This window comes from Pseudomonas reinekei, from assembly GCF_001945365.1.
In the GTDB taxonomy this organism is placed as follows: domain Bacteria; phylum Pseudomonadota; class Gammaproteobacteria; order Pseudomonadales; family Pseudomonadaceae; genus Aquipseudomonas; species Aquipseudomonas reinekei.
The window spans coordinates 181159-199680 of sequence record NZ_MSTQ01000004.1 but is presented as its reverse complement, the minus strand read 5'-3'; the positions used below and the strand labels follow the sequence as shown (position 1 = coordinate 199680).

The following is an 18522-nucleotide window of genomic DNA, read 5'->3' as shown; positions in this document are numbered from 1 at the left end:
GCATGAAGCATCTACTTTCCCGCCTGACTCTGGCGGTCGGTCTGGCTGCGCCTGTGTTGCTGGCCCACGCTGACGAGGCGCTGGTCAGGCAAGGCGAATACCTCGCCCGCGCCGCCGACTGCATGGCGTGCCACACCGCACCGGGTGGCGCGCCGTATGCGGGCGGCCTGCCGATCGTCTCGCCGTTCGGCACGATCTATGGCACCAACATCACCCCGAGCAAAGAACACGGCATCGGTTTGTATAACGATGACGAGTTCTTCGTCGCGTTAACTGAAGGCAAACGTCGTGATGGCGCGAACCTGTATCCGGCGATGCCCTACACCTCGTATCACCTGATTCCGCGTGCGGACTCCGATGCGATTCATGCCTACCTGAAAACTGTCGCGCCGATCGAGCGCGCCGCACCGGTCACCAGCCTGACTTTTCCGTTCAACGTGCGTCCGGGCCTGATCGGCTGGAACATGATGTACGGCAAGGACGTGAAGCTGGAATCCGCCGAAGGCAAAAGCGAAGCCTGGAAGCGCGGCCAATACATGGTCGACGTGCTCGGCCACTGCGGCGAGTGCCACACGCCACGCGGCTTGCCCGGTGCGATGCAGATGGACAAGCGCATGACCGGTGGCATCCTCAACGGCTATCTGGCGCCAAGCCTGCTGGCCACTGACCTGGCAGCCCGTGGCTGGAATCATCAGGACCTGAGCTCGTTCCTCAAGCACGGCATGAGCGCCCAGGGCACGATGTTCAACGAGATGTTCCCGGTGTTCCACAACAGCACTCAGGGACTCACCGATCCGGATCTGGCCGCCATGGCCACCTTCCTGCTCGGCGATCAACCGCCAGCGGCGAAAGTGCTGACCGACGTGCCGCTGGAAAAACTCAGCGCCAGCGCCCAGCGCGGTCGTCAGGGTTATCTGAACGTCTGCGCCGGTTGCCACGCGGTCGATGGCGAAGGCAAACCGCACATCGCCGTGGCCATGCGTGGCAACACGACGCTGCGTCTGGAAGACCCGCGCAACCTGGTGCGGGTGATTGACGACGGTATCGGCGAGCAGAAGTTTTCCGGGTTCGAGCACATGCAACCGATGCCGGGGTTCGTCGAGAAACTCAGTGATGCGCAACTCACGGATCTGCTGAACTACCTGCGTCAGGGTTGGGGTGGTCAGCCGACGGATCTGGCCGTGAGCGACGTGCAGAAGCTGCGGGCCGATGCGCCGCCGCTCGAGCACAAGGCCCACTGACATGCAGCATCTCGATCTGCAAGTGGTGCGGCGGGCGCTGGAGTGGTCTACGGCCGGGCAGCGCGTCTGGCTGTGCACGGTGCTCGCCACCTACGGCTCGGCGCCTCGTGCGCCGGGCTCCCTGTTGGCGGTGAACGCTGATGGCCAGTGGATCGGGTCGCTGTCCGGCGGCTGCGTCGAAGAAGATTTTCTAGAGCGCGTCGCCGAAGGCGCGTTTGAGGAATCCGTCAACGTTGTGCGCTACGGCGAAGGCGACGATCCGCGCTCGCGGGTGAGCCTGCCCTGTGGCGGCGTACTCGACGTGCTGGTGGAAAAGCTGGAGTCTGATTACGACGTCCAGGCGCACTTGCGGGAGCTGGAGTCGGCGCTGTTGGGCCGACGTCGGTTGATCCGTGAAGTGGACCTGTCCAGCGGTGCGCGCAGTCTGGTCGATGATCGCGAGCAGGGTGTGCGGGTTGAGCGAGAGATTGACCGGGTCCGACTGCGCATCGGTGCGGCCCAGCGTTTGTTGCTGGCCGGATATTCCAGCGTGGCGCAGGCCTGTGCGGAGTTTGCCGTGGGCCTGGGGTTCGAAGTGATTCTCTGCGATCCGCGTGACGAGGTGCTGGAAGGCGTCCAGTTGGAAAACGTAGAGATTCGTCGTCAGTTGCCCTCAGTGTTCATCGCAGAGGGTGGTTGCCACAGCGACACCGCAGTGGTGGCGCTGACCCACGATCCGCGCATCGACGATTTGGCAATGATGGAAGCGGTACGCACCGAGGCGTTCTACATCGGTGTGATGGGCTCGCTGCAGACTTCGCAAAAACGCTTCGAGCGGTTGCGACGCATTGGTGGCTTGGGCGATGCCGAACTGGCGCGGATTCATGCGCCGATCGGCTTGAACCTGGGCAGCAGGACGCCGCCGGAGATTGCGCTTGCGGTACTGGCTGACATCTTGCGCATTCGAAGCGGTATCGCGCGGGATCGTCTTTAGCTGCAAACCCTGCTCGCGATGAGGCCGGAACATCCAACATAGTCGTTGGCTGCTAGGCCGATATCGCGAGCAGGCTCGCTCCTGCAATGTATTGCGTGCGGCTTAGTACCCGAACTTGTCCCGCAACCCGTAATACCACGCACCCAACGCCGCAAATGGCGTGCGCAGCAACTGCCCACCCGGGAACGGGTAGTGGGGCAGGTCGGCAAACGCGTCGAATCGCTCCGCCTGGCCACGTAACGCTTCGGCCAGGACCTTGCCCGCCAGGTGCGTGTACGTCACGCCATGGCCGCTGCAGCCCTGGGAGTAGTAGATGTTGTCGCCCAGACGCCCGACTTGCGGCAGACGCGACAAGGTCAGCAGGAAATTTCCGGTCCAGGCGTAATCGATCTTCACATCCTTGAGCTGCGGGAAAGCCTTGAGCATTTTCGGGCGGATAATCGCCTCGATGTTCGCCGGATCGCGCGCGCCGTACACCACGCCACCGCCGAAAATCAGGCGCTTGTCGCCGCTCAGGCGGTAGTAGTCGAGCAAATAGTTGCAGTCCTCGACGCAGTAGTCCTGAGGCAACAGGCTTTTCGCCAACGCGTCACCCAAGGGCTCGGTGGTGATGACCTGTGTGCCACAAGGCATCGACTTGGCTGCCAGCTCCGGCACCAGATTACCCAGATACGCGTTGCCCGCCACGATGATGAATTTTGCCCGGACCTTGCCCTGTGGCGTGTGCACCACCGGATTCGCGCCACGCTCAATGCGTACCGCCGGTGATTGCTCATAAATGACGCCACCCAGCAACTCCACAGCCGCTGCTTCACCCAGCGCCAGGTTCAGCGGGTGTATGTGACCGCCGCTCATGTCGAGCATGCCACCGACATACTGATCACAGGCCACCACATCACGAATGCGTCGCTGATCCATCAATTCCAGCTGTGTGTGACCAAAACGTTCCCACAGATGCTTTTGAGACTCCAGATGGCCCATCTGCTTGGCGGTGATGGCGGCGAACACACCGCCGTCCTTCAGATCGCACTGGATATTATATTTGGCAACCCTTTCACGAATAATCCGCCCACCCTCAAATGCCATCTGCCCGAGCAACTGCGCCTGCCTGGGGCCGACACTGCGCTCGATCACGTCGATATCGCGGCTGTAACTGTTAACGATCTGGCCGCCGTTGCGCCCGGACGCGCCGAAACCCACCTTGGCGGCTTCCAGCACCGTGACCTTGAAACCGTTCTCCAGCAAAAACAGGGCAGAGGACAGCCCGGTATAACCGGCGCCGATTACGCAGACATCAGTCTCAACGTCATCCTCCAACGCCGGGCGCGGCGGTACCGCATTGGCCGATGCGGCGTAGTAGGACTCTGGGTAGGGGGTGTTCGCCATCCTGTAGCCTCTGTTTAATATATTTTACGAGTGCAACGATCCTACCCGAGTTAAAAAACCACCGCCAGCCACCGGAAAATCTTCTTTGTCGTAGCGAAATTAAATATTTTGCATATTCATAGGGTTAGCGCGAAAAAAGGTGTTGACACCCCTCCGGAATTCCGTAGAATGCCGCCTCACAGCAGGCACGTAGCTCAGTTGGTTAGAGCACCACCTTGACATGGTGGGGGTCGTTGGTTCGAGTCCAATCGCGCCTACCAAACAAAATCCGCTCTGCTGGGCGGTCTGAAATGGCTCACCGAAAGGTGGGCCATTTTTTGTTGCCTGCGATTTATTCGGCGATCAATCGAAGTATCGGCAGTGTCTTTGATTCCCAGCGCTGAAGTGACTTCCAGGCAACAACTTCAAGCTAACCTGCCACCAAAATGAAACTCATTTCTACCCGGCATTGAACTGTGGGCATCGAACAGCATCCAACCAGAACAGGCGACCAAGCGTTTGACTGGGTCATAAGGCAGGAGAGGGACAAATGGGGAGGCGGGCGATGATGCGGTTCTCTGCGGCTTACTTGTTTGTTTGCCTTCTGCTCCAATTGACTGTCGTCGAAGCGTCCCCTTGGATCGCCTCTCATGTACTTCTGAGATGGATCCTGTAGCGCAGTGATTCATGTGTGATCTGATCCAGAGGAGTCGCAAATGACCTCCGATCAAATGATTCAGCAGTCATCCGAGAACAAGGCTGTCTGGGATCAATATTTTTGCGCAGCGTTGATTGCCGAAAGCAATCTGACGGCACCTGTTGTCGGTGGGGTGACTCACGAAGACAGGCAGAATCTGTTGATCGAAAGGGCAAAGGCCCTCGCCGACAAGATGATGGAAAACAGACAGTAATCAAAGCCCAGCCATTGCGCTGGGCTTTTTTGCGTCTGGCGGTGACGTTCGTTTTCGCGCCGGTGCAATCCATTGATTGATGGGCTACTACTGACAGGTTGATTCAACGCGTCCTGAAAGGAGTTTCCCGATGCTGATTCACTGGTTTCTTGCAGCCGTACATCTTTTGGCGGTGGTGCTGGGATTTTGGGCGGTTTTGGTTCGTGGCACGAACTTTCGACGTTTAGCGGCTGGCGCGGGTGAAGTTCGTAATGTGTTGATGGCGGATAACATTTGGGGGATTTCAGCGGTCATTCTGTTGGTAACCGGTGGGATGCGGGCGTTTGGCGGATACGAAAAGGGCGCTGACTATTACCTGCAGCAGCCGTTGTTTCATCTGAAGATGACGTTATTCGTGTTGATTCTGCTGCTGGAAGTCGCGCCCATGGTGACGCTGATCAAGTGGCGAATAGCGCTCGCGCGTGGCGCGGTTATCGAGGCGGGACGGGCGAAATTGTTTGCGCGCATCAGTCATGTTGAAGCGTTGTTGCTATTGCTGATGGTAATCACGGCCACTGGCATGGCGCGTGGTGTGACGTTTGGTTAGGCGCGGGGTGGTTCAAGAAGTGCACGAGTGACAAGGAGGGCGAGCGAAAGGCGTTGCAGTCCGTGAATCTTTAGCCAGCCGTCGTTCCGGGGTGAACGGGCTGGCTACTGACTGCATCAGGATTCAGGGCGTTTGCGGTTTGTCCGGGGCGGTCAGGCCAGCCTGGATGCGCTGATAGATCTCTTCGCGATGCACCGCAACGTCTTTCGGGGCGTTGATGCCAATTCTGACTTGCTGGCCGCTAACGCCGAGGATGGTGATCGTAATGTCATCACCAATGTTTATGCTTTCACCGACTTTGCGGGTGAGTATCAGCATGGTCTTCTCCTTGATTGCTTTCTGGGGCACCTGATTCGGACAGTGCAGAGGTCGGTGGTATGTATAGATTAGTGCGAAGTCTCACAATTTGGGTGCCTCTTTCTGACGCGCAGATGCAGCATTAATTCCCAAGACGTAACTATACAGAGGCCGCAACCATCATTCTCGTTGTTTTGAGCCCATTTTGCGGCACTCGAGAACTATTCATGAGTGTTAAAATCCGCGCTTTAAGCATTCAGAGGGAAGCACAGTGCGCAAAATGGTCTTGGTGATTGCAGTATTGGCGCTGGCGGGATGCGGTGAAGGCAAGCGTGTCGATGCGCCAAAGCCGCAGGCTACAGCGGCGGCGGCCCCAGCGCAGGTCTCGGGGCCACAGTGGGATCTTGAGGTGCGAGGCGAAACACCGCAAGCGGTCAGCGATCTCAGCGGCTGGCTGATCGAGCACAGTTTCATGTCCAACGTGATTCGCGAAAATGGCAAGACCCGGATTCTGATGGGGCCTTACAACTCGAAGGCTGAAGCCGACGCCAAGCAGGCGCAAGTGAACGCTGCGTTGGTCAAGGCAAAGAAACAGAACATTGAAGTGCTGGTGCTCGAGCGTCCGGCAGTGCAGTAAAACCCCGATTCAGTCGAATCGGCGGTTTAATAAAAGGCCCCGGGGGGTTGAACCCGGGGCCTTTTTTGTTTTCAACGCGAGCTTAACCGCAGGCTTTCATGTCTACCGGGCCGACAAATTCATTGCCGCGCCCCATGACGCACGCCACGCTCTGGTTGCGCTGACGTTCCCAGGCCTGGACCGGATAGGTTTTGTTCCAGGCTTCGTACAGTTGCCGATCCTGTTTCGACAGGCGCAAGCCGTACTGTTTGCTCATGTAGAAGTAAGTCCGCGCGATCATCCCGCGAATGGATGGGCGCGGCATGACCTTCTTTGCCTTGAAATCAACCTGGGTCAAGCAAGAACCATATTGGCCGGGTTGCTCCGGCAGCCAGCCGAAACTGAAATTGCTGCGATCGCCATTCACCTCTCCAATGCTCGGCACGAGGTTGTGCAGGTCGGCCTCGGCTTTTTGATAAGTGGGGTCGTAGCGTGTGCAGTTCTTGCGTCCGCCTTCCTGCCAGCATTGGCGCTGATGACCAATTTGCCAGGCCGGCACAATGTGCTCCCACTCGATGCGCGAGGCGCGTTTGGCGTTTTTGCGCGGTACATAGCCGCAGGCAGCGAGGTTCACTCGGTTACCGGTGTATTTGCAGCCGCAATAAAACTCGGTGGATTGCGGGGCATACAGCTTCCAGGCGACTTTCTTGGCTTCGCTGAAGGTGCGTGGCGCATCAGCCTGGGCGCCCATGGCGAACAACAGAAACAGCAAAGCAACACAACGGACACTCATTGACTCAGTCTTCCTTCGGCACAACCCAGAAAATCTGCACGCCGCCGTCATCGCGATAGGCGAGGGTGACGTTGTCGTTTTCATCGATTTCTTCGAGCAATTGCTCCCACTCATCCACGGGCTCATCCGGAAGACGGAAGATCAGCGCAGCCTTGGCTTTTTGAGCGGTGGGGGAATTGATGATTTTCTGAACGCGTGTGCCCATGCGTACATAGGAGTCAGGTGAAGAAGAGGTGGTGTCCACAGGATTATCCTTATTAAGCTGTACGTGCGTACAGTATTTAACTGTAGGCATTTTCGCAACTGCTTAAAATTCAAGAAAATCCTCTGACAGCGGTTTGTGCCATTTGGTGTAGGACGAAGGGATATTTTTTGTCTTGCGAGAGGGTGCCCGACCGAATCCGGTCGGGCGAGGGCGAATCAATATTCCCAGAACATCCGTTGCAGCTCTTTGCTGTCGTTGGTCTTGGTCAGCGCGACCATCGCCAGGATGCGGGCCTTTTGTGGGTTCAGGTCATGCGCCACCACCCAGTCGTACTTGTCGTCAGGCTGTTCAGCGTTGCGCAGAACGAAGCCACCGGCGTTGACGTGGGAAGAACGGATGATCTGTACGCCATCCTTGCGCAAGGCTTGCAGGCTTGGAACGACTCGCGAAGAGACGGAGCCGTTGCCGGTGCCGGCGTGAATGATGGCTTTGGCGCCGGACTGTGCCAGCGCCTTGTAGGCGGTATCGCTGACGTTGCCGTAGGAGTAGGCGATTTCGACGTCAGGCAGGCTCTTGATGGTTTTGATGTCGAATTCTGAATCCATGGTGTGGCGCTTGGCCGGCAGGCGGAACCAGTAGGATTTGCCTTCTACAACCATGCCCAGTGGACCCCAGGCACTTTTAAACGCTTCGGTCTTGATGTTGATCATTTTGCTGACGTCGCGACCCGACTGGATTTCATCGTTCATGGTCACCAGTACGCCTTTGCCGCGTGCTTCTTTGCTGCTGGCCACCGCCACCGCGTTGTACAGGTTCAACATGCCGTCGGCCGACATTGCAGTGCCCGGACGCATGGAGCCGACGACGATGATCGGCTTCTCGGTCTTTTCCACCAGGTTCAGGAAGTAGGCGGTTTCTTCCAGGGTGTCAGTGCCGTGAGTGATTACGATGCCATCGACATCATCGCTGTCGGCCAGTTCGGCGACGCGGCGACCCAGTTGCAGCAGGTTTTCGTTGGTGATGCTCTCGGATGCGATCTGCATCACCTGTTCGCCGCGAACGTTGGCCACCTGGCTCAGTTCCGGCACCCCGGCGATCAGTTTGTCGATGCCGACTTTCGCCGCTTGATAGGTCGCGCTGTTGGCCGCACTGGCACCGGCGCCGGCAATCGTGCCGCCAGTGGCCAGAATCACCACGTTGGCGAGTTTCTGTTCGGATTGAGCTTCTTTTGCCTGAAGGGCAGTCGGCAGGAGCAGCAGGAGGGCCAAAGCGCCCGGAACGAAAGTCTTGAAAGCAGATGTCATTATTTTTCTCTCTAGTAGTGACGGTGCTGATGCAGGTTCATCTAGATGCGCCCTCGGCGGATCTGAACGCAGGGGGTGCTTGAGAACGAGCAGAATCTGTACCAACTACACTTCGTATTCAGAGAGTCGTTCAAGTCACTGATTTGTTTAGGTATTTAAACGACGTTTCAACGAGTTCGACTGTGCTGCTGTCCGGGATTCCGACTGAATACGGGTTTTGCGTTCGGCTCTCCGAAAGGGAGTTCAGCCCGTGAGCGCTAAAGAAACCAACACGCTGGCCGATCTTTCCCTCAGGAATCTTTTTCAAGGAGTTCACATGTCGTTGACCATCGGTTTTCCAAATGCGTCCGTGATCAACATCGGCGGGAAAGCAGCGTCGTCTGCCGAAACCTTGAGTGACACGACAGCGGAGTCATCGACCCAGCGCCTCGGTCTGGAAGGGGAAGATAAAAAGTCTGTCAGCCTCGGCGGCGTGCGGGGTAGCGAACAAGCCGACAGCGCCGGCAGCCAGCAAAGCATCGCGGTGCAGATGCTGCTCAAGCGCATGCAGGAATTGCAGGAACAACTGCGCGAGCAGCAACAGCAACTGGCGGCAACCCAGGCTGCGTCGTTTCAGTCGGCGGAGGCCAAGGCCACTGCCGTCATGTCGATTCAGGCGCAGATTGCCGATACGTCTGCGGCGTTGATGCAAGTGGCGGCCGCGCTAGCGAAAGAGCTGACAGGATCCGGCAACGTGGTCAGTACAAGGGCTTGAACGGGCGCTTAAACATCGCTTTCCCAGCATTGACAAATCTCGACAAGATTCGCATAGTCCGATCTACGCAAACGTTTGCGCACCTCTTCTGACGGGTTAAATCCATCGACGCAGGGCACGCAGCTTACGCCAGCGCAAGCGTTGTTCACAATAATCATAAGATCGGAGTAAACCCATGAAGCTGCCATTCGCTGGACGTCTTCTCGCTGTCGCAATGCTGGCTGCCGTTTCCGCCGCGCTGCCTGTCTCTTCGGCTTTCGCCGAAACGCCTGAAAAACCTAAAGTCGCCCTGGTCATGAAATCCCTGGCCAACGAATTCTTCCTGACCATGGAAGACGGCGCCAAGGCTTACCAGAAAGAACACGCCAGTGAATTCGACCTGATTTCCAACGGGATCAAGGACGAAACGGATACCGCCGGCCAGACGCGTATCGTCGAGCAAATGATCCTCGCCAAGGTCAACGCGCTGGTGATTGCTCCGGCAGACTCCAAGGCCATGGTTCCGGTGATCAAGAAAGCCATTGATGCCGGTATCACCGTGATCAACATCGACAATCAGCTTGATCCCGCCGTGGTCAAAAGCAAGAACATCAATGTTCCATTCGTAGGCCCGGACAATCGCAAAGGCGCGCGACTGGTGGGTGAGTACCTGGCCAAGCAGCTCAAGGCAGGTGACGAAGTCGGCATCATTGAAGGTGTGTCCACGACCACCAATGCCCAAGCTCGCACTGCAGGCTTCAAGGATGCGATGGAAGCGGCGCAGATCAAGGTGGTGTCGGTTCAGTCCGGTGACTGGGAAATCGACAAGGGCAACAAAGTCGCTGCCTCCATCCTCAGCGAATACCCGAACACCAAAGCCCTGCTGGCCGGTAACGACAGCATGGCGGTCGGCGTTGTGTCTGCCGTGCGCGCAGCCGGTAAGGCTGGCAAGGTGCAAGTGGTCGGCTACGACAACATTAATGCCATCAAGCCGATGCTCGCTGACGGTCGCGTGCTGGCCACAGCCGATCAGTTTGCTGCCAAGCAAGCCGTGTTCGGCATCGAGACCGCACTGAAGATCATCAAGGGCGAGAAAGTCGAGAGCAGCGCCAATGGCGTGATCGAGACGCCGGTAGAGCTGGTTACCAAAAAGTAGTCCTCTGGCGACACAACGGCGCTCGCCTGTCCGGGCGAGCGCATGGAGAGTTTTTATGTCCGTTCGCGACCCGAACGCTGTCCTTTCGGTCAGCGGCATCGGCAAGACCTACGCCCAACCGGTTCTGTCCGGCATCGACCTGACGCTCATGCGCGGTGAAGTGCTGGCGCTGACCGGTGAAAATGGCGCAGGCAAAAGTACGCTGTCGAAGATCATCGGCGGGCTGGTCACGCCGACCACCGGCCAGATGCAGTTTCAGGGACAGGATTACCGCCCCGGGAGCCGCACCCAGGCCGAAGACCTGGGCATCCGCATGGTCATGCAGGAACTCAATCTGTTGCCGACCTTGTCGGTGGCGGAAAACCTGTTTCTCGATAACCTGCCGAGCAATGGCGGCTGGATCAGCCGCAAGCAACTGCGCAAGGCGGCGATTGAAGCCATGGCCCAGGTCGGGCTCGATGCCATCGACCCGGACACACTGGTCGGCGAGCTCGGCATCGGTCACCAGCAAATGGTCGAGATCGCCCGCAACCTGATCGGCGATTGCCATGTGCTGATCCTCGACGAACCGACCGCGATGCTGACGGCTCGTGAAGTCGAGATGCTGTTCGAACAGATCACCCGCCTGCAAGCACGTGGCGTTGCGATCATCTACATCTCCCATCGCCTCGAAGAACTTGCCCGGGTCGCCCAGCGTATTGCGGTACTGCGCGATGGCAATCTGGTGTGCGTCGAGCCAATGGCCAATTACAACAGTGAGCAACTCGTTACCTTGATGGTGGGGCGTGAACTGAGCGAACACATCGACATGGGCCAGCGCAACATTGGTGCTCCGGCATTGACGGTCAAAGGCCTGTCCCGCGCCGACAAGGTACGTGACGTGTCCTTCGAAGTGCGCGCCGGTGAGATTTTTGGCATTTCCGGTTTGATCGGGGCAGGGCGCACCGAGTTGCTGCGGCTGATCTTCGGTGCCGACACCGCGGACAGCGGCACTGTAGCGTTGGGCTCTCCCGCCAAGGTCGTCAGCATCCGGTCGCCGGTGGACGCGGTCGGTCACGGCATCGCCCTGATCACCGAAGACCGCAAAGGCGAAGGCCTGCTGCTGACTCAGTCAATCGGCGCCAACATTGCCTTAGGCAACATGTCGGGTATTTCCAGTGGCGGGTTCGTCAATCAAGTCGACGAAGCGTCTCTGGCTCAGCGTCAGATCGACGCCATGCGCATCCGTAGTTCCGGCCCGACGCAACTGGTATCCGAACTGTCCGGAGGCAATCAGCAGAAAGTGGTGATTGGCCGCTGGCTGGAGCGCGATTGTTCGGTATTGCTGTTCGACGAGCCGACCCGGGGCATCGATGTCGGTGCCAAGTTCGACATCTATGCACTGCTCGGTGAATTGACCCGACAGGGTAAAGCGCTGGTGGTGGTGTCCAGCGACCTGCGTGAATTGATGCTGATCTGCGACCGGATCGGCGTGCTCTCGGCGGGGCGTCTGATCGATACCTTCGAACGCGACAGCTGGACTCAGGATGACTTGCTTGCCGCCGCTTTTGCCGGCTATCAAAAACGTGATGCGCTGCTCAACGAAGCAGCGCCAAGGGACCTTCCATGAAAACCGTAACTTCCGCCGGCAAACGCAGTGGCAATTTTTACGGCCTGGGCACTTATTTGGGCCTGGCCGGTGCCTTGCTGGCGATGGTCGTGCTGTTCTCGCTCCTGAGCAGCCATTTCCTGTCCTACGACACGTTCAGCACCCTGGCCAACCAGATTCCGGACCTGATGGTCCTGGCGGTCGGCATGACCTTCGTGCTGATCATCGGTGGCATCGATCTGTCGGTGGGGTCGGTGTTGGCGCTGGCCGCGTCGACGGTCAGCGTGGCGATTCTCGGCTGGGGCTGGAGCGTGCTGCCCGCAGCATTGCTCGGCATGGCGGCCGCCGCGCTCGCGGGGACCATCACCGGCTCGATCACCGTGGCGTGGCGCATTCCATCGTTCATTGTTTCCCTCGGCGTGCTGGAAATGGCGCGCGGTGTTGCGTATCAGATGACCGGCTCGCGCACCGCGTACATCGGCGATGCCTTCGCCTGGTTGTCCAACCCGATCGCTTTCGGGATTTCGCCATCGTTCATCATCGCCTTGCTGATCATCTTCATCGCTCAGGCGGTGTTGACCCGTACCGTGTTCGGTCGCTACCTGATTGGCATCGGCACCAATGAGGAAGCGGTTCGGCTGGCCGGTATCAATCCAAAGCCTTACAAGATCCTGGTGTTCAGCCTGATGGGATTGCTGGCCGGCATCGCCGCACTGTTCCAGATTTCGCGGCTGGAAGCGGCGGACCCGAATGCCGGCTCTGGCCTCGAGCTGCAGGTGATCGCCGCCGTCGTCATCGGCGGTACCAGCCTGATGGGCGGGCGTGGCTCGGTCATCAGCACCTTCTTCGGTGTGTTGATCATTTCCGTACTGGCAGCCGGCCTGGCGCAGATCGGTGCAACCGAGCCGACCAAGCGCATCATCACCGGCGCGGTCATCGTGGTCGCGGTGGTGCTCGATACTTACCGCAGTCAGCGCGCAAGTCGGCGGGCCTGAGTCATGGCAACGATCAAAGATGTGGCAGCGCTGGCGGGCATCTCCTACACCACGGTTTCCCATGTGGTGAACAAAACCCGGCCGGTCAGCAAGGAAGTGCGGATCAAGGTGGAGGAGGCGATCAAGACCCTCGACTACGTCCCCAGTGCCGTGGCGCGCTCCCTGAAGGCAAAAACAACGGCCACCATCGGTTTGCTGGTGCCCAACAGCCTCAACCCGTACTTCGCCGAGCTGGCCCGGGGCATTGAGGATTACTGCGAGCGTAACGGCTACTGCGTGATTCTCTGCAACTCCGACGACAACCCGGACAAACAGCGCAGCTACCTGCGTGTGTTGCTGGAAAAACGAGTCGACGGGCTGATCGTCGCCTCGGCGGGTGGCGACAGCGGCTTGGCAGAAGGCCTGGCCGGCGTGCGCACCCCCATGGTGATCGTCGACCGTAGTCTCGAAGGCGTCGACGCGGACCTGGTTCGTATCGACCACGAGTATGGCGCCTACCTGGCGACCCGGCATCTGCTGGAGTTAGGGCATCGGGATATCGCCACCATCAGCGGCCCGGCCACCACCAGCGTGGCGCAACTGCGTTTGGCCGGTTTTTGCCGAGCCTTTACAGACGCGGGCCTCAAGGTACCGGCAGAGCGCATGCTGGAAAGCGACTTCACCAGCACCGGTGGCTACAACGCCGCCGCTATCCTGCTTGAACGCAATCCGCCCAGCGCCATTTTCGCTGCCAACGACATGATAGGTATCGGCGTGCTGCGAGCGGCGGCCGAACGCAACATACGAGTGCCGACGCAGTTGTCGGTCATCGGCTTCGACGATATCCAGATGAGCCGCTACGTCTATCCGGCGTTGACCACCGTGGGCCAGTCAATCCTGCAGCTCGGCGAGATGGCGGCTGAAGTGCTGCTGCGTCGGATCGCTACGCCGGATCTGGCCACCCGGCAGCGGATCGTTACACCGAGCATTGTCATGCGCGAATCGACTGCGCCGCTGACCGGTCTGTTCGCGTAGTTCCGATAACCAGCGAACGCTGAAACAGAATTTATGAGTAGTGATGTATGCCAGCAAAAGTAGTGGTAATAGGCAGCCTTAACATGGACCTGGTCACCCGGGCGCCGAGGTTGCCGCGTGGCGGCGAAACGCTGATCGGTCAATCGTTTGCCACGGTTCCCGGTGGCAAGGGCGCCAATCAGGCAGTGGCCGCCGCGCGACTGGGTGCTCAGGTATCAATGGTTGGCTGCGTGGGCAGCGATGCCTATGGCAAAGAACTGCGCGATGCCCTGTTGGCCGAGCAGATCGATTGTCAGGCGGTCAGCAGCGTTGAAGGCTCCAGTGGTGTGGCGTTGATTGTGGTCGATGACAACAGTCAGAACGCGATTGTGATTGTCGCTGGCGCCAACGGGGCGCTGACGCCATCGCTGATCGGTTGTTTTGATGCGGTGCTGCAAGCTGCCGATGTCATGATCTGCCAGCTTGAAGTGCCGGACGCCACGGTTGGCCATGCGCTCAAGCGTGCTCGAGAATTGGGCAAAGTCGTGATTCTCAATCCGGCCCCCGCCAGTCGGCCGTTGCCGGCGGATTGGTACGCGAACATCGATTACCTGATTCCCAACGAAAGTGAGGCATCGGCATTGAGTGGCTTGCCGGTGGACTCTCGACAAAGTGCAGAAGCCGCTGCGACCCGTTTGATCGAAATGGGTGCCGGCAAGGTGATCATCACGCTCGGTGCCGAAGGATCGCTGTTTGCCGATGGAAAAAGCTTCGCGCATTTTCCGGCGCCTGCCGTGAAAGCGGTCGATACCACTGCAGCTGGCGATACGTTCGTCGGTGGTTTTGCCGCCGCACTCGCTGTTGGCCGAAGCGAAGCCGAAGCGATTGGTTTTGGCCAGATTGCCGCAGCGTTGTCGGTGACCCGTGCCGGCGCGCAACCCTCTATTCCTTCCTTGTCCGACGTTCAGGCATTCAAGACACCATGAAAAAAACACCGTTGCTCAACGTCGCACTGTCGCGCCTGATCGCATCACTGGGCCATGGCGACAGGGTGGTCATCGGTGACGCCGGTCTGCCAGTGCCTCCTGGTGTTGAGCTGATCGATCTGGCCCTGACCCATGGCATTCCGGATTTCATCTCTACGCTTAGAGTTGTGCTCAGCGAAATGCAGGTTGAAAGCCATGTGCTGGCGCAGGAAATTCTCGAGAAGAAACCCTCGGCACTGGTCACTCTGGATCAGCTCAACGCCGACGGGGCGCTGGGGCGTCGCGAGTTGCTCAGTCATGAGCAGTTCAAAATCCTCACCCGACAAGCTCGAGCGGTCGTGCGTACCGGCGAGTGCCAGCCGTACTGCAACGTCGTGCTGATCGCCGGGGTAACATTCTGATTGGCAATTGTCTCCCTGATCCACCTTGCACAAGGAGTGCACCATGTACCGCTATATTCTTGAACTGCGCCACTTGCTTCGGAGCTTGCTGCTTTTGTCCGTGATGACCGCCACCGGCGCCCAGGCGGCGGAAAAGATTGATCTGATCATCGACACCGATCCCGGTGCCGACGATGTCGTAGCCCTGTTGTTGGCCCTGGCATCGCCGGATGAATTGAGCGTTCGGGCGTTGACGACTGTCGCCGGCAACGTACGACTGGACAAAACCTCCCGTAATGCGCGGTTGGCCCGCGAGTGGGCAGGGCGTGAAGAGGTGCCGGTGTATGCCGGGGCGCCGAAACCGATGATGCGCACGCCGATTTATGCCGAGAATATCCACGGCAAGGAAGGGCTGTCGGGTGTCACCGTGTACGAACCGAAGAAAGGTTTGGAGCAGGGCAATGCCATCGACTACCTGATCGATACGCTGATGTCGGCCAGGCCCCACAGCATCACCATCGCCATTCTCGGACCGCAGACCAATCTGGCCCTGGCGTTGATTCAGGAGCCGGGAATCGTTCAGGGCATCAATGAAGTGGTGATCATGGGCGGTGCACACTTCAACGGTGGCAACATTACCCCGGTGGCGGAATTCAACCTGTTTGCCGATCCACACGCTGCCGAAGTGGTGGTCAAAAGCGGCGTGAAGTTGACTTACCTGCCTCTGGATGTCACTCACAAGATTCTCACCAGCGAGGCGCGCCTGAAGCAGATTGCTGCGTTGAACAACAATGCCAGCAAACGGGTAGGCGAAATCCTGAATGAGTACGTCAAGGGTGATATGGAGCATTACGGCATACCGGGTGGCCCGGTGCACGATGCCTCGGTGATCGCCTACCTGCTCAAGCCCGAGCTGTTCAGCGGACGCCCGGTGAATGTGGTGATCGACAGTCGCGAAGGCCCGACCTTTGGACAAACCATTGTCGATTGGTACGACACGTTGAAAGCGCCGAAGAACGCTTTCTGGGTTGAAAGCGGCGATGCCCAAGGCTTTTTTGATCTGTTGACCGAGCGCTTGGCCCGATTGAAGTGACGCTTGCCCCACAGGTGTTCACTTGTGGGGTTGTTACGCGCGCTCAGGCGCGGTGCAGTGGTATTTCTCGAAAATCTGCTCGATAAAGGACTGGGCGGCCTCGGTGCCCAGTTCCTTGACCAATAAGTCAATGCTGATGATTGCAAGCTCTTCCGGGCTGCCTGGGCTGTAGGAGCTGTGACCTTCTGACCACTTGGCATTAATGGCGGCGTCGATGGCGATGGTGGTCATGGTTGTGCTCGTGCGGTCGAGGAAGTCTGAACCTCGAGTTAACCATTTTGCGGCGCGTTTGGCACTCCGACTTAGGCATGAGTGGAGGGCTATGCGACACTTGGTCTTTGATCTCTTTTCAAGGACCGCTCTGTGCAGATCGATTTGAACACAACCGACGGCTTGACCCTTGAAGCTGTTCGCCAATTGTTGGCGTCGGCCAGCGACGATGAGCACACGCAGCTGCGTGTGACCAAGGGCGGCATCGCCTTTATTTCATCGGGCGTGGTGGGCGGTAGCGACATCGACGGGTTGCTGTTTCGCCTGGAAACCTGGGCCAAGGGTTCGGGTTATGTCGGCCGCGTGGCTGCGAGCGATGAAGTCTGGGTCATGCAGGTCTACAATGCGCTGAAACAGAACTGGCCGAAGCCGGCGTTCGATTACATCGACGTCTATTGAGCGCTGTTTCATATTCAGTCACGATTGAACAGAGAAGGTGAGGGTGTTGCTCAGGCAAACTTGCCGTTTTGCGCGGCGAGGGCGGTTTGACAGCATGCCCTGTGAAACCAAACGCCGGATTGGCGGTCGCACGATCTCAGCTTAACTACCGAAAAAAGGAGGCTTCATGCCTTGGAAGCTCGCGTCATTGGGTACTTTGTTGGCCGTTGCAACGTTGGCCGGTTGCAGCACTGCCACCACCGAGTCGGCAATGGACCCTGTAACGACGACTGACACAGGTCACAGCCGTTGCGAGGCCAAAGCGGCCGAGTTCACCATCGGCAAACAAGCTTCGCCAGAGTTGCTGGAGCAGGCGCGTACCCGTGCTGGCGCGCAGAATGCGCGGTTCCTGCAGCCGGCGGACATGGTTACGCTGGAATACCGCTCCGATCGCCTGAACCTGAATACTGATGCCAATCGCGTAGTCACTCGCGTCAACTGCGGCTGATTGCTCAGGCTTTTGTGTCACCCATAAAAAACCCCGTCACATGGACGGGGTTTTTTTAGTGCGCCTGGAAATTACTCTGGGCGAACTTGAGCAGCTTGCATACCCTTTTGGCCTTTCTCAGCCACGAAGGAAACGGTTTGGCCTTCTTTCAGGCTTTTGAAACCGTCGCTTTCGATAGCTTTGAAGTGTACGAACAGGTCGTCACCGCCACCTTGAGGAGTGATGAAGCCGAAGCCTTTTTCATCGTTGAACCATTTAACGGTGCCGGTTTGGCGATTAGACATGGTGTATCTCCAAGAAACATATATTTTCAGTAGTACTGTGCTGCTCAGGCCAACTGGGCACACCGGGGTATCATAGTCGAAATGTGCGCTTTGGGAGCCCCCCGCAGGTGTTGTTTGCCCTGCAGTCACGCTTTCTTTGCGGCCTGATATGGCTGAAAGCCCCGATTTAAAAGGCTTTCAGCGGAAAGTAAAGGCGATAAAAAAAAGCTGTAAAACCTGCATAAACTGTAGGAAAAAGCGATTTTCAGAGGCTTTTTAACCGCTGAAATCGCTTTTACAGGGCCTTTTCAAGCTTACTTTTTCGCCGGAACGTTGGCCTTGCACTTGGCAATCTGAGTCAGGGCTTGCTGTTTCAGCCCGTCGCTGGCCGTGTTGTCCATCAAGGACTGAAGGTCCTTGGCCGGGTACGATTTGATCGCATCGGCACCACAAGCGCAGTGAGATTTAGCAGCCGCAGCACCGATTTGCGGAGTGGCCGCTTGAGTGCACTGAGCCATGTATTTTTCGCGCTCGCCCTTGGGCCATTCGGCGTGCGCGGCCAGCGGCAACAGCAGAACGATAGGTGCGACTACAGCGAACAAACGATTCAGACGCATGCCGGGATGCTCCTTGTGGGTCAATGTCTTTTATCTGAGGGGTAAAGCACGGATCTAGTTCAGCACTCTGGCACAAAAACAGCGGATTTGCCTTGGCAGAAAACCCGCGCGCAGCCACGACCGTTCATCTGTGCTAGCATGCCCCGCTCAGGCTTTGCAGGCTTTCGGTCGATCTAAGGTCCCGCATGCGGCAACTGCCTGAATAACCCTGATTTGAATCCCAGTCACTCTGGTTCGATTTTCCGGTTGGCCGCAAGGCTCCTGCCGCTGT

23 protein-coding genes and 1 tRNA gene are annotated in these 18522 nt (G+C 58.2%); 16 read left to right on the top strand and 8 right to left on the bottom strand.

The window, feature by feature from the left end:
- Positions 1-2: 2 nt before the first annotated feature.
- Together BVK86_RS07810 and BVK86_RS07805 are read left to right on the top strand one after the other, a co-directional pair.
- Complete coding sequence (locus tag BVK86_RS07810; protein WP_075945876.1) at positions 3-1241, top strand: c-type cytochrome; 1239 nt, start codon at positions 3-5, stop codon at positions 1239-1241.
- Between the two features lies 1 nt (position 1242).
- Positions 1243-2214, top strand: coding sequence for an XdhC family protein (locus BVK86_RS07805; protein WP_075945875.1), 972 nt, complete (start codon positions 1243-1245; stop codon positions 2212-2214).
- 102 nt (positions 2215-2316) lie between these two features.
- Here BVK86_RS07805 and BVK86_RS07800 read toward each other — a convergent pair whose 3' ends face one another.
- Positions 2317-3600, bottom strand: a complete 1284-nt coding sequence (locus tag BVK86_RS07800; RefSeq protein WP_075945874.1) for an NAD(P)/FAD-dependent oxidoreductase — start codon at positions 3598-3600, stop codon at positions 2317-2319.
- A 183-nt stretch (positions 3601-3783) separates the two neighbouring features.
- Here BVK86_RS07800 and BVK86_RS07795 point away from each other — a divergent pair.
- The 3 genes from BVK86_RS07795 to BVK86_RS07785 all read left to right on the top strand — a co-directional run bounded on the left by BVK86_RS07795 (position 3784) and on the right by BVK86_RS07785 (position 5076).
- A tRNA-Val gene (locus tag BVK86_RS07795) sits at positions 3784-3860 on the top strand.
- A 435-nt stretch (positions 3861-4295) separates the two neighbouring features.
- A complete protein-coding gene (locus BVK86_RS07790; RefSeq protein WP_075945873.1) occupies positions 4296-4490 on the top strand; it encodes a hypothetical protein in 195 nt (64 codons plus the stop codon).
- Between the two features lie 130 nt (positions 4491-4620).
- The gene (locus BVK86_RS07785; protein WP_075945872.1) at positions 4621-5076 is read left to right on the top strand and encodes a DUF2214 family protein; all 456 of its coding nucleotides are present in this window, start codon (positions 4621-4623) and stop codon (positions 5074-5076) included.
- Between the two features lie 123 nt (positions 5077-5199).
- Here the strand turns inward: BVK86_RS07785 and csrA are convergent, their stop codons facing one another.
- Positions 5200-5394, bottom strand: coding sequence for a carbon storage regulator CsrA (gene csrA, locus BVK86_RS07780; protein ID WP_007938114.1), 195 nt, complete (start codon positions 5392-5394; stop codon positions 5200-5202).
- Between the two features lie 250 nt (positions 5395-5644).
- Between csrA and BVK86_RS07775 the strand changes: the two genes are divergently transcribed.
- On the top strand, positions 5645-6010 hold the full coding sequence (locus BVK86_RS07775; RefSeq protein ID WP_075945871.1) for a penicillin-binding protein activator LpoB: 366 nt from the start codon (positions 5645-5647) through the stop codon (positions 6008-6010).
- A gap of 82 nt (positions 6011-6092) precedes the next feature.
- On the opposite strand, the gene BVK86_RS07770 is transcribed toward BVK86_RS07775, so the two are convergent.
- The 3 genes from BVK86_RS07770 to BVK86_RS07760 all read right to left on the bottom strand — a co-directional run bounded on the left by BVK86_RS07770 (position 6093) and on the right by BVK86_RS07760 (position 8291).
- A complete protein-coding gene (locus tag BVK86_RS07770) occupies positions 6093-6782 on the bottom strand; it encodes an endonuclease (RefSeq protein WP_075945870.1) in 690 nt (229 codons plus the stop codon).
- A gap of 4 nt (positions 6783-6786) precedes the next feature.
- Positions 6787-7077: a DUF1654 domain-containing protein gene (locus tag BVK86_RS07765; RefSeq protein WP_075945869.1), complete on the bottom strand. Its 291-nt coding sequence runs from the start codon at positions 7075-7077 to the stop codon at positions 6787-6789.
- Positions 7078-7202: 125 nt separating this feature from the next.
- Entirely contained in the window at positions 7203-8291 is a 1089-nt protein-coding gene (locus BVK86_RS07760; RefSeq protein WP_075945868.1) for an asparaginase, read from the bottom strand.
- A 316-nt stretch (positions 8292-8607) separates the two neighbouring features.
- On the opposite strand from BVK86_RS07760, the gene BVK86_RS07755 reads away from it, so the two are divergent.
- The 8 genes from BVK86_RS07755 (at position 8608) to BVK86_RS07720 (ending at position 16215) form a co-directional block, all read left to right on the top strand.
- Positions 8608-9045: a hypothetical protein gene (locus tag BVK86_RS07755; RefSeq protein ID WP_075945867.1), complete on the top strand. Its 438-nt coding sequence runs from the start codon at positions 8608-8610 to the stop codon at positions 9043-9045.
- A gap of 175 nt (positions 9046-9220) precedes the next feature.
- Positions 9221-10180, top strand: a complete 960-nt coding sequence (locus BVK86_RS07750; RefSeq protein WP_075945866.1) for a sugar ABC transporter substrate-binding protein — start codon at positions 9221-9223, stop codon at positions 10178-10180.
- Positions 10181-10235: 55 nt separating this feature from the next.
- Positions 10236-11789: a sugar ABC transporter ATP-binding protein gene (locus BVK86_RS07745; RefSeq protein WP_075945865.1), complete on the top strand. Its 1554-nt coding sequence runs from the start codon at positions 10236-10238 to the stop codon at positions 11787-11789.
- Positions 11786-12763: an ABC transporter permease gene (locus BVK86_RS07740; RefSeq protein WP_075945864.1), complete on the top strand. Its 978-nt coding sequence runs from the start codon at positions 11786-11788 to the stop codon at positions 12761-12763. Before BVK86_RS07745 ends, BVK86_RS07740 begins: the two co-directional genes overlap by 4 nt.
- Positions 12764-12766: 3 nt before the next feature.
- On the top strand, positions 12767-13777 hold the full coding sequence (locus BVK86_RS07735) for a LacI family DNA-binding transcriptional regulator (protein ID WP_075945863.1): 1011 nt from the start codon (positions 12767-12769) through the stop codon (positions 13775-13777).
- Positions 13778-13824: 47 nt separating this feature from the next.
- Positions 13825-14742, top strand: coding sequence for a ribokinase (gene rbsK, locus BVK86_RS07730; RefSeq protein WP_075945862.1), 918 nt, complete (start codon positions 13825-13827; stop codon positions 14740-14742).
- Positions 14739-15143 (top strand): D-ribose pyranase, encoded by a 405-nt coding sequence (gene rbsD, locus BVK86_RS07725; RefSeq protein WP_075945861.1) that lies wholly within the window; start codon positions 14739-14741, stop codon positions 15141-15143. The genes rbsK and rbsD overlap by 4 nt, the downstream gene beginning before the upstream one ends.
- A gap of 43 nt (positions 15144-15186) precedes the next feature.
- Complete coding sequence (locus tag BVK86_RS07720; RefSeq protein WP_075945860.1) at positions 15187-16215, top strand: nucleoside hydrolase; 1029 nt, start codon at positions 15187-15189, stop codon at positions 16213-16215.
- A 33-nt stretch (positions 16216-16248) separates the two neighbouring features.
- On the opposite strand, the gene BVK86_RS07715 is transcribed toward BVK86_RS07720, so the two are convergent.
- On the bottom strand, positions 16249-16446 hold the full coding sequence (locus BVK86_RS07715; protein ID WP_075945859.1) for a hypothetical protein: 198 nt from the start codon (positions 16444-16446) through the stop codon (positions 16249-16251).
- 132 nt (positions 16447-16578) lie between these two features.
- Here BVK86_RS07715 and BVK86_RS07710 point away from each other — a divergent pair, with 132 nt between their 5' ends.
- Entirely contained in the window at positions 16579-16884 is a 306-nt protein-coding gene (locus BVK86_RS07710) for a hypothetical protein (RefSeq protein ID WP_075945858.1), read from the top strand.
- A gap of 166 nt (positions 16885-17050) precedes the next feature.
- Positions 17051-17371: an I78 family peptidase inhibitor gene (locus BVK86_RS07705; protein ID WP_075945857.1), complete on the top strand. Its 321-nt coding sequence runs from the start codon at positions 17051-17053 to the stop codon at positions 17369-17371.
- Between the two features lie 71 nt (positions 17372-17442).
- Here BVK86_RS07705 and BVK86_RS07700 read toward each other — a convergent pair whose 3' ends face one another.
- Together BVK86_RS07700 and BVK86_RS07695 are read right to left on the bottom strand one after the other, a co-directional pair.
- The gene (locus tag BVK86_RS07700; RefSeq protein WP_003179963.1) at positions 17443-17655 is read right to left on the bottom strand and encodes a cold-shock protein; all 213 of its coding nucleotides are present in this window, start codon (positions 17653-17655) and stop codon (positions 17443-17445) included.
- Between the two features lie 293 nt (positions 17656-17948).
- Complete coding sequence (locus BVK86_RS07695) at positions 17949-18251, bottom strand: hypothetical protein (protein WP_075945856.1); 303 nt, start codon at positions 18249-18251, stop codon at positions 17949-17951.
- Positions 18252-18522: the final 271 nt, after the last annotated feature.

Coding starts and splice junctions, on each gene's coding strand:
- BVK86_RS07810 (WP_075945876.1), top strand. CDS start 3: ATGAAGCATCTACTTTCCCGCCTGACTCTGGCGGTCGGTCTGGCTGCG.
- BVK86_RS07805 (WP_075945875.1), top strand. CDS start 1,243: ATGCAGCATCTCGATCTGCAAGTGGTGCGGCGGGCGCTGGAGTGGTCT.
- BVK86_RS07800 (WP_075945874.1), bottom strand. CDS start 3,600: ATGGCGAACACCCCCTACCCAGAGTCCTACTACGCCGCATCGGCCAAT.
- BVK86_RS07790 (WP_075945873.1), top strand. CDS start 4,296: ATGACCTCCGATCAAATGATTCAGCAGTCATCCGAGAACAAGGCTGTC.
- BVK86_RS07785 (WP_075945872.1), top strand. CDS start 4,621: ATGCTGATTCACTGGTTTCTTGCAGCCGTACATCTTTTGGCGGTGGTG.
- csrA (WP_007938114.1), bottom strand. CDS start 5,394: ATGCTGATACTCACCCGCAAAGTCGGTGAAAGCATAAACATTGGTGAT.
- BVK86_RS07770 (WP_075945870.1), bottom strand. CDS start 6,782: ATGAGTGTCCGTTGTGTTGCTTTGCTGTTTCTGTTGTTCGCCATGGGC.
- BVK86_RS07765 (WP_075945869.1), bottom strand. CDS start 7,077: ATGCCTACAGTTAAATACTGTACGCACGTACAGCTTAATAAGGATAAT.
- BVK86_RS07760 (WP_075945868.1), bottom strand. CDS start 8,291: ATGACATCTGCTTTCAAGACTTTCGTTCCGGGCGCTTTGGCCCTCCTG.
- BVK86_RS07755 (WP_075945867.1), top strand. CDS start 8,608: ATGTCGTTGACCATCGGTTTTCCAAATGCGTCCGTGATCAACATCGGC.
- BVK86_RS07750 (WP_075945866.1), top strand. CDS start 9,221: ATGAAGCTGCCATTCGCTGGACGTCTTCTCGCTGTCGCAATGCTGGCT.
- BVK86_RS07745 (WP_075945865.1), top strand. CDS start 10,236: ATGTCCGTTCGCGACCCGAACGCTGTCCTTTCGGTCAGCGGCATCGGC.
- BVK86_RS07740 (WP_075945864.1), top strand. CDS start 11,786: ATGAAAACCGTAACTTCCGCCGGCAAACGCAGTGGCAATTTTTACGGC.
- BVK86_RS07735 (WP_075945863.1), top strand. CDS start 12,767: ATGGCAACGATCAAAGATGTGGCAGCGCTGGCGGGCATCTCCTACACC.
- rbsK (WP_075945862.1), top strand. CDS start 13,825: ATGCCAGCAAAAGTAGTGGTAATAGGCAGCCTTAACATGGACCTGGTC.
- rbsD (WP_075945861.1), top strand. CDS start 14,739: ATGAAAAAAACACCGTTGCTCAACGTCGCACTGTCGCGCCTGATCGCA.
- BVK86_RS07720 (WP_075945860.1), top strand. CDS start 15,187: ATGTACCGCTATATTCTTGAACTGCGCCACTTGCTTCGGAGCTTGCTG.
- BVK86_RS07715 (WP_075945859.1), bottom strand. CDS start 16,446: ATGACCACCATCGCCATCGACGCCGCCATTAATGCCAAGTGGTCAGAA.
- BVK86_RS07705 (WP_075945857.1), top strand. CDS start 17,051: ATGCCTTGGAAGCTCGCGTCATTGGGTACTTTGTTGGCCGTTGCAACG.
- BVK86_RS07700 (WP_003179963.1), bottom strand. CDS start 17,655: ATGTCTAATCGCCAAACCGGCACCGTTAAATGGTTCAACGATGAAAAA.
- BVK86_RS07695 (WP_075945856.1), bottom strand. CDS start 18,251: ATGCGTCTGAATCGTTTGTTCGCTGTAGTCGCACCTATCGTTCTGCTG.